The following is a 19,227-nucleotide window of genomic DNA, read 5'->3' as shown; positions in this document are numbered from 1 at the left end:
TCCGGCTGTTTGTTCCTTTTTGATTCGAGTTGCTTTGAACTGCTACAATCAAATCTCATTACTCTTCTTTTCGTTTTGTCGTAAGAACAGCAGCAGATAAAGCGATACTCACACTTGCCAAGAAGAGGGCTACTTCTGAGCTGTGCTCCCCTGTAGCAGGTAGTTTTTCTTCATCTTTAGCTCCCGGAGTTTTGGTATCAGCTACTGGACTTGGAGTGAGCGGGTACTCAGGTTTTTCAACAGTTGGAGCTGCTTGATCTCCAGCTGTAGCCAATACACCTGTGTAGGCTGGCTTTTCATTCACCAAGGCCTCAACTGCATTGACTCCACCTCTATACTCTGGAACTTCATTTGCAGCTGCTAGAACTGAATTGGCTCCACCTTTGTATTCTGGCAATTCGTTTACCAAGGCTTGAACTGCATTGACTCCGCCCTTGAACTCAGGGACTTCATGTACAACTGCTTCTGCTGCATTGACTCCGCCCTTAAACTCAGGTAGGTCATGAACAGCCGCTTCTTCTCCAGCTGTTCCGTAAGGACCTGTATATTCAGGAACTTCAAGAACTGGAGGTTGCTCCTCACCCTTGCTGCTTGTAGGAGCGTCTGGTTTCGTAGCAGAATCTTTTAATTGGTTGAGATAGTCTGCGAAGTAGGCAACCATTCTTTCCGTCAAGAGATGGTTATCCGTCGCATATTTCATGCTCGCCTGAACTCCAGCTACTTCCTCTTGATTGTCTTTGTCTGTTAATTTCTGCGCCTTAGCTAAAGCTGCTTCATAGCCAGACATGTCAAGAGGTGTTTCTGCTACTTGCGGACGAGTAAAGATAAGTTCCGCTGCAGATTGGTATTTATCGCCACCATCTCCGTAAGTCTTGGTACCAGTAAGGACGATTTTCTTAGCCTTGATTGTCTTGCCAAAGTCAATGTCTTTTGGCTTGTTGTTATTTGGCCAATCTGTCACTGTGAAGGTATGTTCCTTGCCAGACTCATCTGTGACAACCAGTTTCACATCTCGCAAGTTTCCATTTGAATCAGATGCACGTGGAACATAGCGAAGTCCTGTGATTTCAGTAGGTTCTTTCAAGACCATGGTTGCAGGCTTGCCTACATCTCCTCCATTCCAAGATGTATGCCATAGGCTAGAAACATTGCCATCAAAGGCATTCTCTAGACCTTCACCTGGTTGAGCTGGCGCATCCAAACTTTCAAAGTCTTCTGCTACCAAGGCTGTCTTCTTCTGAACCAAAGCATTCTTCAAGGCTTCAATCTTAGCAATCTCTGCACGCGCTTCTTCTACGCTAATGTCATCATCTGCTTGGCTGAGGTTAAAGACCGCCTCTTTCAAAGCATCCATAGACTCTTTCGTGTAGTTAGTCATGGCAACCGTTGGCAAGTAGTTCTTGAGAGCATTTTCTGTCAACATCTTACCTGTTAGGGTAATTTCCTCGATGTGAAGATTGTCCATCATGAAATCGTTGTAACCACGGAAGTTGGCATTTCCGCCAGCATCTCCATGAGTATTGCTTGCGTTTCCAGTTGAGTAGATACCTACCCAAGTATCGCCTGTTTCTGCACCTGTCACGAGGAAGGTTGCCTTCTTGGCTTTCTTAGAATCCGTCCAAGTATTTGGCAATTCATGCATTTCCAAGTTGCTTGCTTGAGTACCACGACGACCTGACTGGAATTCTCCCTTACCAACTACAAAGGCATAGGTATTGTCTGATCCTGCTTCGTATTCAAAGGTTACACGATAAGTCTTACCAGCTTCAAAGCGGAAGTTTTGCGGAATAGTTTGGTAAACCAAGTTACGACGGCTCACTAGTCCATTGGTCTTGAGTGACCAATTTCCTTCGATAACATCATCGACTTTCTTACCATTCCAACCACGCTGTGTATATGGATCGTGTTTTTCAGACAAGTGAGTGCGGTTGTCTTCAACACCTTCGACACCGCCCACTACGAATGGGAAAATCCCTTGAGCTACATTTTCAAAGTCTTGTTTAAATGTTCCTTTACCTGTATCATGCTTGTCTCCGTACATGCTTGAATTGTTTTCAAAGGTACGAATTTCATCAAAGTATGTTGCTTCATCACCAGCTTCACGACTCAATGTCAGAGTGACATTTGATACGTCCGATCCAGTTGTAAAGAAGGCGTACATATTTTGGAAGTAACTTGTATCGTCAACTGTAGCATTTTCACGACGATTGTTATGAGCATAAGCTTTGATATAGTTGAGAGCGAGTGACTTATTGGTATAAGTAGTCACTTCTTTTTCGCCAGTATTCACTGTGATACTTGCCTTAGCATTACTACGATTATCAACACCGACATAAACAGCATACTTGGTATTTGGTTTCAAGCCAGTCAGTTTCTGAGTAAGACTGACCTTGCTCTTATTACCTTGGATACGAAGCATTTCATTTGCGCCTTGTGATTTGACAATTTCTGCCTTAGAAGCATCACCAGAAATGGTCCAGTGTTTCAAGGTTCCACTGTTAAATCCTTGGTCATAGATATGCATGCCTTCGCTCCATGACATTTCAGGATTGGTTTGTTTTGAACGGTAGAGAACGTATGGTTGATTTGCTAGAAGGTCTAGGGTAATCTTGCCATCTTTTACAGTTAGTTCTTGCTCTTCTGTCTTACCTTGGTCAGTTAGCTTGTAAAGGTAAACCTTGCTATTTGCCCAATCGCTTGGAAGTGTCCAAGTTGTTGCACCAGCTTGCGTATTGAAGTAGTACATTTTTTCCTTATCAGTAGGAAGTTTCTTACCATTTGCATCCCAGTTCCAAGGAGTCAAGTAAGCTGAACCATCTTGGATAACACGTCCGTTGAGCGTTACTGTACGTTCGCGGTATTGCGGGCTATTGACATCGTTTGACTTACGAGTCACAACCACTTTGTTACCTGCAGCATCGACTAGCTCAACCTTCATTTCTGGAGTCCATTTATAGGTGCTGCCGTTATCAGACATGGTAACTGGTGTACCATTTTCCCATTTGCTTACAGTAAAGTGTTGGAAGTACTTAGTCATGACATCATGGGCAAAGAGGTTAGTTACATAGCCATTGTAGTCACTTCTTCCCTGCCAACCTTCAAAGTCTTTCATGCTGTAGCCGCCTAGAAGTGGATAGTTGGCTGCACCACCGTAACTTCTATAGTCCCCAACCCAAGAATCTTTTTGGTGGTTACGGATAAAGCGCGTGATGGCGCTGTTGATACCTTTATTAGTGTAGCCACCATAGGTCAAGTCAGCTGCCCAGTGTTGGAAGGTAGAGTCGTATTCACCACCATGACCCCACTCAATCGCAAAACGCCAGCCTTGTTTGTTGATTTCTTTAGCAAGAACGTGGGTAGCCCAAGCACCGTTATCACCTGATTGACCATTGCCCCATACGTCCACATAGATAAAGTCGAGACCATCACCAAGTTTTTTCTTCAAGTCTTCCCAGCGAGCCAAGCGTCCATGTGCTAGGTCATAAGCAGCATCAATGTTGATACCTTGGTCTAGCCAGTTCCAGCCGTAGCTGTAGCTGCCATCTGGATTCTTACGAAGAATATTTTCATTAAAGTATTTAGACTCAGGATAAGTCTCAGAAGCGTTAACGTGGATACCAAGATGAGCTCCATATTTCTTCGCTTTTTCGATCAAGGTCTTGAAGTCTTCAACACCACCAATACGTTTACCAATATCAGCATAGTTCAAGTGTCCAGAGTCATGACCTTCACTACCATATCCTTTAAGGAGAACACCTTGCCCAAGACCATCTGTGTGGAGATTGATCTTCTTGATACCATCCAAGGTCATAAGGAATGGGTTTTGTGCTTGAGAACCAAAGTTCATCGCGATACGGTAAGCAGTGATATCCTTAACTTTTTCCCAACCTTGAGGGTTGTTCATAATGCTACGATAAGCAATGGCACCATCTTGCCAGTCGACTTTGTTGTCAGCATTGGCATCTTCGGTGATAACAACCTTGGCACTTGGAAGTTCCTTCGTGTATTCTGGGAAAACAATGCCCTTATAAGCTTTTTCCCATTGCCATTCAGAGCTATGAATTCCGACATAGTTGGCATTTCCGACTGTTTCTTTATAGGCTGTCAAACGAGTCCAGTCATTCGAACCACCACCATAGCTGTTTTGAGAATTGCTCCAAACACCTGCAGCAAGCTTATCTGTAGAAACAAATCCATACATGTAACCCTTAGCCAAATCCTTCATTGGATTGGTTACATCGATATGATCATCTCCGCTGACATGGGTATTGTTTGACATGGTTGCCCCATCAAACTTAGCACCAGCTTGGTCACTCGAAACAGAGACTAAAGCATTGCCAAGGAAACTAATCGTAGAAAGCAATTTTCTTTCGTCATCAATCTTTTGACCTGGAGTGACTTGATTGTGGTTGACAATCTTGATCACATCAAAGTGCAATTGATTATCCACAACTTGCAAGCGTACTGTCATTTCCGCATTGATTAAGTGAGCATCATCGCGAAGCTTCATCACGTACTCTGCTGTTGTTTCATTGATTTTCTTATAAGTGACTTCAGGGGTGATTCGGTGATTATTGATAAAGACTTGGTTGAACTGTTGCACCTGTCCTGGCAAAGTATGTCCATTCAAGGTGTATTCCTTGACACGAGGAAAGGCTTGGTCAATCACTGCCTTGAGGACCTTAGACTGGATCGTATCATAAGTCACCTTGCTATCATCAACGGCAGGACCTGTTTCTTTCTGGGCAGGAGTATCATCTGCTTTTACACCTTCTTGATTGTCTGTTTTAACGCTGACAATCGTACGGTCATTGCTATAAGTTCCTGCCTTGAGAAGGATCTTCTTCTCATTTTTAAGATTCTCATTAACAGCAGCTGGCAAAGTAACTGTATCAAAAAGTTTTACATCATTATTTGTTGCATTCAGCTGACCATCTGATTTTAAGCTAATAGTCAGATGATTCACTGATCCATTTACTGGAGCTGCAACACGACCGCCCTGATACCATGTGCTATTCCCTGGTGTCTTATATTCCCAGAACCAGCCACCTTGGTCATATCCTACAAAAACATTGTTATTGGTGTCTTTAAATTTCAAGAAGACACCAAAACGTGATTTGCCTTTTTCAGAATCTTCTTTGAAAGTTAGATCAACAGTCGCATTTCCATTAGCGTCAACTGTCAATCCTTGTTTTTCAAACAAGGCTGGTTTATCCCCATTGTCGTTCTGCGCAGTCGACGACAACTGATTGTAGCGAACACCCTTTTCTTCACGAATAGTGACTGTTCCTTGTTGCTCTTTATTCGCTACTGTTTGCCATTCAGGAGTTACTGTCTTAGGTGTTTCAGGTTTAGCAGCTGCAGGTTTATCCTCTTTTGTTTTTTCTTCAGCCGGTTTTTCTTTCTCTTCCAAGTCTGCTGGTTTCACACTTGAAATTCCCTGTATGTGGTCTTGGATCCATTTTAGTTGAGCTGGTGAGAAGAGAATGCCGCCGCTCCGTTTTCCAACTACACCATTTTGGTGCACACCGACCAGTTTTCCTTCTGTATCAAAGATACCGCCACCACTAGCGCCCGGTTTTCCTCCTTGGTAACCAATCCCTTGGACACCTTCTCCGTATGGTTCCGCAAAATCAACTGTAGTATTGACAATCGGATTCAATTTCCCTTCTGGATAACCAAAGACATGGAGTTTATCTCCAATTTTCTTAACAACTGGCTTTTTAGTTACTTCAACAGGCGTATTTTCTAGAACTGTACGCAATCTCACAAGGGCCAAATCATTTTTGAAGCCCTTCAGGTAGCCTTCACGATCCCAATGAATGATATCTTTCTTGCTAAACTTGACATCTGGCAATCCTGGATATGAGATGCTATAGATATCTCCATCCCCTTGATCATTATCCACAACCTTACGGATATTGCCGTCTTGGCTATCCTTGATAAAGTTGTGAGAAACCGTCAAGACAAGGTCTTTAGCAACGACAATACCGCTACCTTCTCCTGATGGCGTCTTAATCTTAACAGTCGCGCCGTAGTTTAATTCCCCATTGGTAGTCTTAGCCACATCTTCTGGGACGAGCTTGCCAGTATCTTGGGCCAACTGATCCTGGTCAACTTCACGCCCATTATCTTCAGCTTTCTCCAACTTATCTTCTAATTCTTTTGGCAGATTGCTTGGCTTTTCAGACTTTTCTTTTTCTTGAGCCAACAACTCTTCTTCTGTTTGAGGGCCTTCAGCAGTTTCAGCTGAACCAGGATTCTGAGCGGCAGCTTCCTTGTCAAAATCGTGCCCCTCATCACTAGCCTTCTTATCCAAATCAGCTAGTTCACTCGGCAAATTATCTGTTGAACCAACTCTTGCTTGATCAGCCAATACTGGGCTAGCTGCGAAGAAAGTCGCTCCAATCATCACCGAAGCTACTCCAAGCGTAAACTTACGAATACTGAACTTACAGCGTTTTTCAAAAAATCGTTTATCCATGAACTCCTAAATCCTTTCATTTTCCAGTAAGCGTTTACATTTCTTTTTTAAAAAATACTCCTTTCTCTGAAAGTGCTCTGCTTAACTGTTATAAATAAAAATTAATTGTACTTTTAATATAACAAATAAAAAGGCAGAAAGCAATAGGAAATAGGTAAAATTCACTAAAATTTTCTCTTTTCTGAAAAATCCTATCTCTAATCATTCAGGAATCATTCAGGAATCATTCAGGGACTTATACCAAGATAAAAAAGGACTTAACCATCATATCAATGGCTAAATCCTTTACTTTTTTAAAGTTATTTCACATGGTTTGCGAGTTCTTCTTGGGCCTTTTTATTTGACTCTTCTTTTTCTTTCAACCATTTTTCTTGAGCTTTTTGGTATTCTTCTGTTGTCACTGCCTTATCTTGTACTTCTAGATATTTGTACAAAAGGGCTTCACTCATACCCTTGTTACCAGAGTATGCAAATGGAAGTGTAAATGGTACCATCTTAGACAACATTGGACGACCAGTTTGAGAAGTTGTTGGAATGAGCAAGGCACTGTCTGTCAACCAAGCTTGGGCAGCAGCATATTTCTCATAACGTTTTGAAACATCAGTGGTTTCTTCACCAGCTTCCACAACCATTTTTTCGTAATCTTCTAAACCAACTTGCTTAGCCGCAGCGTTGTTTGTCCCAGAATCAAATCCTAGATATGTTTTCGTATTTTCTCCTACAGAAGGCTTGATAATATCAAGATAAGTAGATGGATCGATATAGTCTGGAGACCAACCCACGTTATCTGAGATATCCCAGTCTTCTCCAGCCGCAGTTTCAGCGAAGTAGGTAATGTTTTGAACATCATCTTTTTGGAGCTGTTGGATGTCGATAACCACATTATCTGATCCTAGATTTTCTTCAACTGACTGTTTAAAAGATTGAACACGTTGAACTTTTGTTGTATTGGTTTGATCTACAGGCATATCCAAGTGGATTGGGAATTTCACACCTTCCGCTTGAAGGGCCGCCTTAGCTTTAGCGAACTCTGCTTTGGCTTTGTCAGGATTGTAGAGTCCATCTTGGGCATCATCCAAGTTTACGTTGCTCCACTCATCTCCATAGGTCACCAATTTTTCCTTAACTAATTCCCCAAAGTTTTTCCCATCTGCCTGTACAAATGTAGGAGGAACAAATAAGTTACGAAGCAGTTTAGTAGCCCCGCTTGCACCATTTACTTGAGAAGCGTAGGCTGTTCTGTCAAAACCAAATGCAATAGCTTGACGGAAGTCCTTATTCAAAAGTGCCTTCTTGGTTGATACTTTTTCCTCATCTGTTGTCTTAGAAGTGTACTTATAAGACTGGCGATCGATATTTGTGCCTACTAAATAAGTAGTAGAATCTTGTTGGGTATAAACGATATTGTCTTTGAATGTTTTTTCAGTCTCTGAGTAACTAGCACTTGTTGGGAAGAGGCGAGCCATTGTAAAGCTACCGTCTTTGAAAGCTTCAGTTGGCTTATTAGTATCTTGACCATCCCAGAAGGATAATTTCACTTTATCAAGATGGACATTGTCTTTGTCCCAATAGTTTGGATTCTTTTCGAACTCGACTGATGATTTGGCTACGATTGATTTGAGTAAGAATGGTCCATTATAGAGAATGCTGCTTGGGTCCGTACCTTTAGCAAAGTCATCCCCTTTAGAGTTCAAAAATTCTTCATTAACAGGAGCCAGAACACCCATTGTTGTCTTAGAATTCCAGAAACTTTCTGGCTTGTTCAATGTGTATTGAACGGTATAATCATCAAGAGCTTTGATTCCTACTTGAGAAAAATCTGTAATTTCTCCTTTGACGTAAGCATCCAATCCCTTGATAGATTCCTGAACCAGGTAAAGACCATCTGATTTCTTATCAGCAGCATACTTAAGACCAGTTACAAAGTCTTGAGCTTTAACTTCTGCATACTCCTCACCTTCAGATGTATACCATTTTGCATCCTTTCGGAGTGTATACGTGTAAGTCAATCCATCCTTAGATACAGACCAATTCTCAGCCATAGATGGTACAAAGTTACCGTAGCGGTCATTTTCAAGCAAACCATCGATAACGTTGCTCGTAATATTTGCTGTAGCTGCCTTACCAGTTGTCAAATAGTTTAGGTTATCAGGATCCGTTTCGTAAATGTATGAGAATGTTTTCTCACCTTTAGCATTTGAACTTGATCCAGAGCACGCAGCCAGAGTCGCAGCTGCCAATAACGTCACACCCGCAAGGGCAAGTAGTTTTGAACTTTTCATTGTTTTCTCCTTTAAAACTTTCACCCCATTATAGTCCCTTTTCAGAAACATGTCAATATAATTTTCAGAATTTTTGAATTAATTTGGTAAATTCTGAAAAATAAGTTTTCTATTATAAAATTATTATTCTCTAATACTATATTTTTATATCTTAAACCAGCAAAACAAGGGCCAAAAATCAGATTTTTTATCATTTTTTTGCTATGATTAGATAGAAGAAAAGTTAAGGAGAAGACAATGATATTAATTACAGGTGCAAATGGTCAACTCGGTACCGAACTACGTTATTTACTAGATGAACGAAATGTGGACTATGTTGCCGTGGATGTGGTCGAAATGGATATCACCAATGCTGAAATGGTTGAGAAAGTCTTTGCCGAGGTTAATCCAACTCTGGTCTATCATTGTGCAGCTTATACTGCTGTTGATGCGGCAGAAGATGAGGGAAAAGAACTGGATTTTGCCATCAACGTAACTGGAACTGAAAATGTAGCCAAGGCCTCTGAGAAATACGGAGCTACTCTGGTCTATATCTCGACAGACTATGTCTTTGATGGGAAAAAACCAGTAAGACAAGAATGGGAAGTCGATGACCTACCTAGTCCGCAGACAGAGTACGGGCGTACCAAGAGAATGGGTGAGGAACTTGTTGAAAGCCTTACGTCACAACATTATATCATCCGTACTGCTTGGGTCTTTGGAAATTATGGCAAAAACTTTGTCTTTACCATGCAAAATCTTGCCAAAACCCATAAAACTCTCACTGTTGTCAACGACCAACACGGCCGCCCAACTTGGACACGTACCTTGGCTGAGTTTATGACCTACCTGACTGAGAATCAAAAAGAGTATGGCTACTACCACTTATCAAATGACTCCACTGAAGATACCACTTGGTATGACTTCGCTGTCGAGATTCTTAAAGACAGTGATGTTGAAGTAGTTCCAGTAGACTCCAGCAAGTTTCCTGCCAAGGCTAAACGCCCCCTCAACTCGACCATGAGTTTAGCCAAAGCGAAGGCGACAGGTTTCGTTATTCCAACCTGGCAAGATGCCCTTAAAGAATTTTATAAACAAGAAGTAAGAAAATAACAGATTACGACATACATAAAAAGCAAGAGAACTCAAAGTCTCTTGCTTTTTAGTATCTGATTAGTTAATTACTTGTTGCGTCTTGGCATAGTTAGCCTCGACTGCTTCTTTTTCAGATTTCCACCAGTCTTGGTTGTCTGTGTACCACTTGATGGTCTCTTTGAGACCTGCTTCAAAGTTGGTAAACTCTGGCTCCCACCCTAGTTCATCACGGAGCTTGCTAGCATCAATAGCATAACGAAGGTCGTGACCAGCTCGGTCCGTCACATGGTCATAAGCATCAGCTGGTTGCCCCATTTCCTTGAGGATGAGTTCTAGGACTTCCTTATTGTTCTTCTCACCATCCGCTCCAATCAAGTAGGTTTCACCGATTTGACCCTTTGTCAGAATCGTCCAAACCCCTGATGAATGGTCATTAGTATGGATCCAGTCACGGACATTCTTACCTTCACCGTAGAGTTTTGGCTTGATACCACTCAAGATATTGGTGATTTGACGAGGGATGAACTTCTCGATGTGCTGATAAGGACCATAGTTGTTTGAACAGTTAGAAATAGTCGCTTTGACACCAAATGAGCGCACCCAAGCTTTGACAATCATATCTGAAGCTGCTTTAGTTGATGAATAAGGCGAGCTTGGATTGTACTTGGTTTCAGCCGTAAACTTCTCACCAGGACCTTCTCCATGACCAGGCAAATCTTCACGCAAAGGGAGATCCCCATAGACTTCGTCAGTTGACACATGGTGGAAACGAAGGTCGTATTTACGTGCTGCTTCCAAAAGAGTGTAGGTCCCGATGAAATTGGTGTGGATAAAGGGACTCGGATCATTGAGCGAGTTGTCATTGTGACTTTCTGCCGCATAATGAACGATAGCATCCGCTTCAGCTGCCAGCTTGTCTACCAAGACTGCATCAGCAATATCTCCAACAACCAACTCAACACGATCACCTAAAATTTCTTCAATATTGGCACGATTCCCCGCATAAGTCAGTTTGTCCAGTACTGTCACATGAACATCTGGAAAGTTATTATAAACATAATGAACAAAGTTAGAACCGATAAATCCTGCTCCACCCGTCACGATGATATTTTTGTATTCAGTCATTGATTTTCTTTTCTCCAATCTGTGAATAATACTCTGAAATTCTATCAAAGAATATTATCCCAATAAATGTTAATTCCATTGAAATCATCATACTAGTTACTATATAACATACAAAGTTCCATACTAAAGTCACAAAGTATATAAATATATCAGTAATATTTATTATCAAATGATCTTCTTGAGGTAAAACAAGTGCTTTATTCAACCATTCAAAAAAAACAGGAACTTCATTAAATAAATAATAAAAAACAAAAACTAAAAATGACAAAACAATTGGGCTTATAAGAAAGAATATTTTTTCCCCCTTACTTTTTTTATTAAAAAGTCCTTTCCAATCATCAAAATTTTTTTCATTTCCAAACATTCCCACAAAACTAATCAAAAATGCTGACACACCAATTGATAAGCATTCCAAAAGTTGAAATGTATTTCCTGAATTAACTGCCCCTTTTATAGTCGCAACCAAAGACAAGAGAAAAATTGATAATCCCAGATGTAATTTTATTTTTTTAAATTCTCGAGATTCTAAAAATTCCTTCATACTTTACAAATCTTCTTTTCTTAGTAGTTTGACATCCTTAAGCAGTGGATGATGTTTATCTGCTTCCGAAACTTCTGCCTCTGCTAGGTTTTCCCACTGGATTCCCAAAGCTGGGTCTGCATAGTTGACAAAGGCGTATTTCGGTTTGAGTTCAAGTGCCCAGTAGTCATTAACTAGATAGCTATAAGAAACTGTATCCGAGAGGACTTGGAAACCATTGGCTACGCCACGAGGGACAAAGATTCCCTTACTTGCATCAATCTCGGTCTGATAAACATTTCCAAAAGTCTCACCTTCACGTAGGTCAACCCAAGAACCCAGAACCTTGCCACCATCTGCTACTGAGATATACTTGTCCCAAGGTTCAGCATGGAGACCTCGAAGAACATTTTTGCGAGAAAAGCTGACATTGTTTTGCAGTTTTCCTTCAGCAAAGAAGCTTTCAGGAAAACCAAGCGGTAGCATCTTTTCTTTCTGAAAATTTTCCTTAAACCAGCCACGATTGTCTCCATGAACTGGAATGTCAAACTCTAACATACCTGGAATGGCATCAATCTTACGCACTGCTAGTGTTTTGCCGAAAAAATTATCTGTCATCTAGATTTCTCCAATCAAACGGAGCAGGTATTGTCCGTATTCATTCTTCTTAAGAGGTTGCGCCAATTCCAGTACATCTTCACGGCTGATATAACCCATTCGATAGGCAATTTCTTCCAGATTTGCAACCTGGAGATTTTGCATTCGTTGAACCGTTTCGATATATTGGGAAGCCTCTAACAAGCTCTCGTGTGTCCCAGTATCCAACCAAGCAAAACCACGGCCCATCACCTCAACAGAAAGATCTCCACGTTTCAAATAAGCATTGTTGACATCTGTGATTTCCAACTCACCACGTGCACTTGGTTTTATCTGTTTGGCAATCTCCACAACGTCATTGTCATAGAAATAAAGACCTGTCACTGCATAGTTAGAGCGAGGATTCCCCGGTTTTTCTTCTATGGAAATAGCATTCATGTCTGTATCAAACTCGACCACACCAAAACGCTCTGGATCCTTCACTTGGTAGCCAAAAACAGTCGCACCCTTCTCTTTCTTAGCTGCCTTTTGAAGCATTCTGCTCAAACCAGGTCCATGATAGATATTATCCCCCAAGATCAAAGCAACACTATCGTCGCCGATAAATTCTTCACCAATAAGAAAAGCCTGAGCAAGTCCGTCGGGACTAGGCTGTTCCGCATAGGAAAGCTTGATTCCAAATTCGGAACCATCCAAGAGCAGGTCCTTAAAACGGGGTAAATCCTGTGGTGTTGAGATGATCAAAATGTCCTTAATCCCTGCCAACATCAAGGTTGACAAAGGATAGTAAATCATGGGTTTATCATAAACCGGCATCAGCTGTTTTGACGCAGCTCGAGTAAGTGGGTACAGGCGCGTTCCCGAACCACCCGCAAGAATAATACCTTTCATAATAGGCTTCCTTTCTGGCTAATTACCTATCCTATATTATATTTCATTTTGTCCCAAATTCCCTAAGGAATTTACTTCAATTTGGATAAGGCAGCTTTTAAATAGGCTCCGTCTCGAAGAGCAGCTCCAACTTTCCTAGCTTGTTCTGAAAGTTCCTTGTAGTCTTGAAGTGTCAAATCATCTAGTACTTTTTGGAGGTCGTGTAGAGAATCAACTGCTAGACCACACTGTTTATCCAGAACAAAATGTGCGAGAGCCGACTCTTTCCAGACTATTAGGGGAAAACCTGAAGCTAAGTAGAGAGAGGCCTTGTGCGAGTTGTTAAAGCGTAGATAGTTTCCGTAAGAACCTTGGCAGGTTTCTGAGCTGTCTCCGTCCCATACCAAACCAAAACTACCTTCAAGAGCAGCGGGGAGGTCATCTGGCATAAAGGAACCAAAGTAGCTAGTGTTTTTCAATGCACGACTTTCATCGTAGCCCACCCCATACAAGTTATAGGCGGGCTGGTCTGGCAAGTTATAAAGATAACCTGACTTTGCAGGGTTCAAATTTCCAGCTACGATAATAGGTTGGTCTTTTTGAGGAAGAGTTTGTACCTCAAAGTTAGGAATCAGATAGTCAAAAATCTCCAAACTAACCATTTTATCTGCTGGCACTCCTTGACCTACCAGAACTTTCTTCATGATATCGTTATGAACGATAATGCCATCCACTGACATCAAAGCTTTCTTTTCCTGGAAGTAATTGCGCACTTTATGACGAAATTTCACTTCCGAACCTGCAGCATGACGCAAGGTTTCAATATCATGGATCAAAAGATAGAATTTTGCTCCTCTCTTTTGCGCCTGCTTGATGAGTTGTGAGATGAAAAATGTATGGTGGATAATAGGGAACTGAATCACCAATTCATCTCCGGCTCCCAACTGATCAAACACAGACTTGGTCGCACGATTTTTGTGTTGTTGAGCTTTAAAGAAATTCATCTTATACCAATTTTCAACCTTGAGCTCCAAGCCCTCATAACCCTCTGAGATTAGAATAGTTTCCACGTCATTTCGTGCCTTACTCCCTGCATTCTTTTCATGTGCATTATGCAGAAATGAATCTTTCAGATAATATTTCACCTTTTCTCCCCTTTATCTGTGAAGTTTCTAGATACTCCCTAGTTCTTCTTCTACCACATCCAATGCACGTTCAACAGTCACATGCATATCATAGTATTTATAATCTGCCAAGCGACCACAGAAGATCACGCGTCCATTTTTCTCGGCTTCTGCTAGATACTGCTCATAAATAGCATTGTTTTTGGCATCATTGATTGGATAGTAAGGTTCATCTCCTCTCTTCCAATCTGCTGGATATTCACGAGTAATAACGGTCTTGGCCTGAGTCCCAAACTCAAAATGTTTGTGTTCGATGATTCGCGTATAGGGAATATCACGTTCAGTATAGTTGACTACGGCATTTCCTTGATGATTTTCTTGGTCCAAAATCTCATGCTCAAAACGGAGACTGCGATACTCTAGTTCACCAAACTTATAGTCAAAGAACTGGTCAATCATCCCTGTGAAGACAAGCTTAGTTGCTGAAGCCTCCAAGTTCTCCCGATTTGCAAAGAAATCGGTATTGAGCTCTACTTCGATTCCTTCCAACAACTTTTCGATGATGACATTGTAACCACCAATTGGAATTCCTTGGTAACGGTCGTTGAAATAATTGTTATCATAGGTCAATCGAACTGGCAAACGCTTGATGATAAAGGGTGGCAGTTCAGTAGCGGAACGTCCCCATTGCTTTTCGGTATAGCCCTTGATTAGCTTTTCATAGACATCCATACCAATCAACTTAATGGCTTGTTCCTCTAAGTTTTTTGGCTCAACATCTTGCATGTGAGTCGTCTGCTCAGCAATCTTGTCCTTGACTTCTTGAGGTGTCTTTGTTCCCCACAAGGCGTAGAAAGTGTTCATGTTAAAAGGCAGATTGTAAAGATGCCCTTGATAGTTGGCGATAGGGGAATTGATGTAATTGTTAAACTCTGCAAACTGATTGACATAGTCCCAGACCTTTTTATTGGATGTATGGAAGATATGAGCCCCATACTTGTGGACATTGATACCCTCAACATTTTCACAGTAGATATTTCCACCGATGTGGTCACGTTTGTCAATCACCTTGACTTTCTTGCCACGTTTGTTAGCTTCGTGGGCAAAGATTACACCTGACAAGCCAGCACCAACGATAAGATAATCGTACATTTTTTCTCCTTTTTACAATTTGACGATTCGATTGAAGTAAGGAATCTTCATTAACATTCCAACAATAATAAAACTAACACTTAAAGTAAATAGAGCAAAAAGTAAATATGCTCCTACAAAATTAAAACCAAATATCCTTTCCCACAATTTCATAATATAAGTGTGTATTATGAAAACTCCCATTGTTTGATTAGAGAGAGAAACAATCCATTTGCTCCCATTTTCATGCAAAGACAGTGAAAATATAGTCAGGAAAATTCCTAAGCTTGTAAGTTTCACGAATAGAATATCATAAAAATATTCAGCAAAAAGATTATGGTATGTATTCTTTGCTAAGAAAAACAATATAATTGGTGATATCAATGCTAAGAGTATGCTAACTATTTTCATCCAATTTTTAAATCTATATTTGAGGTTGTCTATATTGAATTGCGCTATATAACCACCTAAAAGATAGTAGAAAAACCAAGTCCATAATCTAAAAGTTTGCATAACATGAGTTTGTATAGGCATCTGAAGGAAAATATTTGCTAATTCAACTATAAACCCAATTGCCACCAATAAAGATAGAATGTATACATATTTTCTTTTTGAATTTATAACTGTTTTCAAAACAGGCAAACATAAATAAATCAGTATCAAGGCACCGAAAAACCAAAACTGAAAGAAATACCCTTTTTGTAACAGAGAGCCTACAATTTTTTTAATTGGATTAACCGCAAAGTCTCTTTTAAAGAGCCAAACGATCATGTTCCATGATGACACTGTTATTAGAATCCATTTGACTTTTTGAAGTATGTAAGGATAAGTTATTTCCCTTTTGCCTAACAATAAATAACCATTGACCATAAAAAACAAGGGAATGGAGTAGGTACCTAAATAATATAAATATGCCAAAAGATTCCATGATCCTGTCTCTTTAAATCCGCCCATTGTCGTATGGAGTAAAACGACCCCAATACACGCAAGCACTTTTAATAAATCTAGGCTGATATTCCGATTTTTTTGCATTCTAGTTTTTCCTAATAATTTGTTTTAATTCTTTTACATCTACCACTTTCAAAGATAGAATTGCAAAAAGATAAATGATTCCACCAAGTCCTGCAAATACTAAAACATTTATAGTTGGCGAAAATTGTATAAGTGTTTTTGAACCTAGCAGAATGCCATACATGATAGCTGATGCTAGGACTATTTTTGTCAAAGATCCGATAATTGGAACTTCTTTTAGGTATCTACGGGTAAAGTATAATTGTATCGCCCATACTAACGCCTCTGTCGAAACAGAAACAATGGCTGCTCCGATATATCCAAGTTTAGGAAGGAATAGTAAGTTCAAACCTACACTGATAATTGCGGGAGCTGTTGTTGAAATCATGAATTCTTTATTTTGATTGTGAGGTATCAGTATCTGAATTCCCATGATATTGGTCCAACCGATAAAGAACATACGGAAAATCATAATAGCAATTGCATGACGTGCATCCTGAAAATCCTGCCCAAGGAAAAATCTAACAAAATCATCATTGACTATTAAAATTCCTGCCATCATTGGGAAAATCACTAGATTATAAATGAGGAAGGACATCTCATGCATTTTGTTAACCGCTTTGTGATCACCTGTCGCTAACAAATGTGCGACACGAGGCAACATAACGCTTCCCAAGGAAGTTACCAAGGTCAGAAGGATATTTACTAATTTTAGGGCCTGGTCATAAATTCCTACATCTTTTGTAGAAGCTAAGGCTCCAAGCATGGTACGATCCAGCGTAATGTACAAAGAAATAGCTACTTGAGGAAGGAATAATAATATGACCGGCTTTAAATGATGCTTAGCATATTCTATGCTAAAATGAGAACTACCGATAAACTCCCTAGCAGGTAACCACATACTTAGTTGCCCCAAAAGTTCAAATATAGTTAGCAAAAAAACATAGAGATATAGGTCATTTGCAGATTTGACAAAGAGGAAGATTGAAATGACTCCAACGAGTTTAACTGTGATATTTCGAACAGTAATCTTTCGAAAATCTTCTAGCCCTTGAAAGAGCCAGGAAATGTCTAAACCTTTTGAAACTAAACTCAAGCCTAGAATGTAGGCTACCGGATTTTGCATAGAGGGAAGGGTCAGACAAAGAAGAGCATATAAGGACAGAGAAAGAACTGTTGCCCCTAACTGTAGAGAGTAGATACCCCAAAAGTTTTTATTAATCTCATTACGATGTCCTGAAATGACCTTAGTACCATAGTTAGCAACTCCTAACGTCGCTAAGAGAATAAAGTAGGTGACAATGGAATTAAAGTATCCATACGTCCCTAAATCATCCGAAGAAAAGACCCGTGTTACATAGGGAGTCGTAATAATCGGAAGTATAATCACCAACAATTGATAAGAAAGATTGTAGGCGTAGTTTTTAAGCACTTTCATAAGTATAGAAAATTTTGCCTTCCTGTTAAATTATCGTTTAATCTTCTTTATTCAATTTCATTATCTGAATTCATGATAAACAAACGACTGATAAATAAGATCAATGGAGAATATCGAAGAACTAACATTTGAGGGTCAAACATGCCATGGATAATCATGATTCCTAAACAGGCAAGTACGATATCTTTTCGAATGGTTACGAAATATTTCATAACTTTAGTAAGAGTCATCAACATGAAGGCACTGACGATTAAGCCATCAATAACCAACAATTGCACAAACGAGCTATCTATGAAATTATAATTACTAGTAAAATTCCCGAAAATATCTAAGTGTGTGAATTTAATATGTTGTCCTAACCAAGATACTCCAAAATTGCGGAAGCCCTCTACACTTAACCGTAGCCGATTATGTGTAAATTGATCTACAAAATGGAATAAATTCCCAGATGAATAAAAACAGAAATATAAGGTAATGATTAAAGCCAAAATAAAACCATATTTTGCGATTGTTTTCATCCAGAAGTGTCCAATAATAAAGTCTTTTTTTATGATTTTCAGACTAAACAACGCATATGTAAGTATTAAAATACTTAAATAAAATGGACTGGTTGTCGAAGTTTGTTGGTACATATAAATCGTAGCCGACAGTAAGACCAGTAATTCCATGTAAGAAATTTTTTTCCCTCGAAACATTAGATAACTACACAATGCAAAAAATAATCTTTGAGAAGCAAACGAAACATAATTAAACCCTAGACTAAAACGATATCCGCTATCTGCACGCATGATCATATTTGAAATCACGCCCATGTTGCTAGCAAAAATCGTCAAAACAAGGACTAGAAATGTGGCAAAAGAGAACGTTCCTAATAACTTTCTGAAATCTATATCTCTAGCTGAAAAAACAAGTAAAAGAACATTTAAATCAAGTAACCCCTCTCGATTTTTTGCAACTATAAACATAGAAATAATGAACAATACTGCTATTAACAGTTGTTTCCAATGAAATCTAAAGTGATACAAGGTTCTTGGAAGATTCACCAACTCTTTTATCAAAATCATAGCAATTGTGAAATAGAGGAGGATCCTATACAATGATAAAAAGCCCTCCAATCTAATAAAATAAGTAGTTGTGACTAATGATGTGACAACAACCCATATAAATAAGGTGATTAAATAAATTTTTTCTGATATAGTACGATTGTTCATCACAATAGTCATCCAACCCTTTCAATCATTTAATTAAAAATATTTAAAACTTTACAACTCTCTATTATCAAATATCCAAGAATTGAACATACCCATTTGATTAAAATCTGTATTTTTTTAGAAAAATCAACGTACGATACATTCTATAATTAAGTAAGCATCTAACGAAAAGATTGATAAAAGGAGTATTTTTTTGTCAAAATAACCATTTCTTTGTTTACACACAATTCTTCAAAATATTGCCGTTTCAAAAGAAGGGGTGTTTTTTGAGCTGAAATATTTTGAATATTACTCATTAGAATACGAGTTTTATTTGATCAACAAATTGTTCATCATGAATGCCCCATATTGACATCAGCT

Annotated in this window: 12 protein-coding genes; 1 reads left to right on the top strand and 11 read right to left on the bottom strand. The window is 39.5% G+C overall.

The features are described 5' to 3' along the window. Positions 1 to 58: 58 nt before the first annotated feature. Positions 59 to 6,484 carry a SpGH101 family endo-alpha-N-acetylgalactosaminidase gene (locus EL140_RS01520; RefSeq protein WP_000361141.1) on the bottom strand — a complete coding sequence of 2,142 codons (6,426 nt, stop codon included), beginning with the start codon at positions 6,482 to 6,484 and terminating at the stop codon, positions 59 to 61. A 299-nt stretch (positions 6,485 to 6,783) separates the two neighbouring features. Continuing rightward, on the bottom strand, positions 6,784 to 8,766 hold the full coding sequence (locus EL140_RS01515) for a peptide ABC transporter substrate-binding protein (RefSeq protein WP_000842595.1): 1,983 nt from the start codon (positions 8,764 to 8,766) through the stop codon (positions 6,784 to 6,786). Between the two features lie 237 nt (positions 8,767 to 9,003). Between EL140_RS01515 and rfbD the strand changes: the two genes are divergently transcribed. Continuing rightward, positions 9,004 to 9,858: a dTDP-4-dehydrorhamnose reductase gene (gene rfbD, locus EL140_RS01510; RefSeq protein WP_000600923.1), complete on the top strand. Its 855-nt coding sequence runs from the start codon at positions 9,004 to 9,006 to the stop codon at positions 9,856 to 9,858. Positions 9,859 to 9,918: 60 nt separating this feature from the next. Here rfbD and rfbB read toward each other — a convergent pair whose 3' ends face one another. The 9 genes from rfbB to EL140_RS01465 all read right to left on the bottom strand — a co-directional run bounded on the left by rfbB (position 9,919) and on the right by EL140_RS01465 (position 18,879). Then, entirely contained in the window at positions 9,919 to 10,965 is a 1,047-nt protein-coding gene (rfbB, locus tag EL140_RS01505; RefSeq protein WP_000141517.1) for a dTDP-glucose 4,6-dehydratase, read from the bottom strand. Beyond that, positions 10,958 to 11,506 (bottom strand): hypothetical protein, encoded by a 549-nt coding sequence (locus tag EL140_RS01500; protein WP_000657668.1) that lies wholly within the window; start codon positions 11,504 to 11,506, stop codon positions 10,958 to 10,960. The genes rfbB and EL140_RS01500 overlap by 8 nt, the downstream gene beginning before the upstream one ends. Before the next feature lie 3 nt (positions 11,507 to 11,509). After that, positions 11,510 to 12,103, bottom strand: coding sequence for a dTDP-4-dehydrorhamnose 3,5-epimerase family protein (locus tag EL140_RS01495; protein WP_000131473.1), 594 nt, complete (start codon positions 12,101 to 12,103; stop codon positions 11,510 to 11,512). Next, positions 12,104 to 12,973 (bottom strand): glucose-1-phosphate thymidylyltransferase RfbA, encoded by an 870-nt coding sequence (gene rfbA / locus EL140_RS01490; protein ID WP_000676127.1) that lies wholly within the window; start codon positions 12,971 to 12,973, stop codon positions 12,104 to 12,106. 71 nt (positions 12,974 to 13,044) lie between these two features. After that, positions 13,045 to 14,097 (bottom strand): glycosyltransferase, encoded by a 1,053-nt coding sequence (locus tag EL140_RS01485; protein ID WP_000878653.1) that lies wholly within the window; start codon positions 14,095 to 14,097, stop codon positions 13,045 to 13,047. Positions 14,098 to 14,124: 27 nt separating this feature from the next. Continuing rightward, on the bottom strand, positions 14,125 to 15,228 hold the full coding sequence (glf, locus tag EL140_RS01480; RefSeq protein WP_000272529.1) for a UDP-galactopyranose mutase: 1,104 nt from the start codon (positions 15,226 to 15,228) through the stop codon (positions 14,125 to 14,127). Positions 15,229 to 15,240: 12 nt separating this feature from the next. Further along, positions 15,241 to 16,239: an acyltransferase gene (locus EL140_RS01475; protein WP_001171485.1), complete on the bottom strand. Its 999-nt coding sequence runs from the start codon at positions 16,237 to 16,239 to the stop codon at positions 15,241 to 15,243. Position 16,240: 1 nt separating this feature from the next. Then, positions 16,241 to 17,656: a flippase gene (locus tag EL140_RS01470; protein WP_000866214.1), complete on the bottom strand. Its 1,416-nt coding sequence runs from the start codon at positions 17,654 to 17,656 to the stop codon at positions 16,241 to 16,243. Positions 17,657 to 17,703: 47 nt separating this feature from the next. Beyond that, entirely contained in the window at positions 17,704 to 18,879 is a 1,176-nt protein-coding gene (locus EL140_RS01465) for a hypothetical protein (protein WP_000158023.1), read from the bottom strand. Positions 18,880 to 19,227 lie beyond the last annotated feature (348 nt).

This window comes from Streptococcus oralis ATCC 35037 (assembly GCF_900637025.1).
Lineage (GTDB): Bacteria > Bacillota > Bacilli > Lactobacillales > Streptococcaceae > Streptococcus > Streptococcus oralis.
The sequence above is the reverse complement of the archived record's forward strand: the minus strand, read 5'-3'. Positions and strand labels throughout refer to the sequence as shown.

Bases quoted from the DNA above. Each gene is read 5' to 3' on its own strand.
- EL140_RS01520 (WP_000361141.1), bottom strand. From the start codon at position 6,484: ATGGATAAACGATTTTTTGAAAAACGCTGTAAGTTCAGTATTCGTAAG.
- EL140_RS01515 (WP_000842595.1), bottom strand. From the start codon at position 8,766: ATGAAAAGTTCAAAACTACTTGCCCTTGCGGGTGTGACGTTATTGGCA.
- rfbD (WP_000600923.1), top strand. From the start codon at position 9,004: ATGATATTAATTACAGGTGCAAATGGTCAACTCGGTACCGAACTACGT.
- rfbB (WP_000141517.1), bottom strand. From the start codon at position 10,965: ATGACTGAATACAAAAATATCATCGTGACGGGTGGAGCAGGATTTATC.
- EL140_RS01500 (WP_000657668.1), bottom strand. From the start codon at position 11,506: ATGAAGGAATTTTTAGAATCTCGAGAATTTAAAAAAATAAAATTACAT.
- EL140_RS01495 (WP_000131473.1), bottom strand. From the start codon at position 12,103: ATGACAGATAATTTTTTCGGCAAAACACTAGCAGTGCGTAAGATTGAT.
- rfbA (WP_000676127.1), bottom strand. From the start codon at position 12,973: ATGAAAGGTATTATTCTTGCGGGTGGTTCGGGAACGCGCCTGTACCCA.
- glf (WP_000272529.1), bottom strand. From the start codon at position 15,228: ATGTACGATTATCTTATCGTTGGTGCTGGCTTGTCAGGTGTAATCTTT.
- EL140_RS01475 (WP_001171485.1), bottom strand. From the start codon at position 16,239: ATGCAAAAAAATCGGAATATCAGCCTAGATTTATTAAAAGTGCTTGCG.
- EL140_RS01470 (WP_000866214.1), bottom strand. From the start codon at position 17,656: ATGAAAGTGCTTAAAAACTACGCCTACAATCTTTCTTATCAATTGTTG.
- EL140_RS01465 (WP_000158023.1), bottom strand. From the start codon at position 18,879: ATGACTATTGTGATGAACAATCGTACTATATCAGAAAAAATTTATTTA.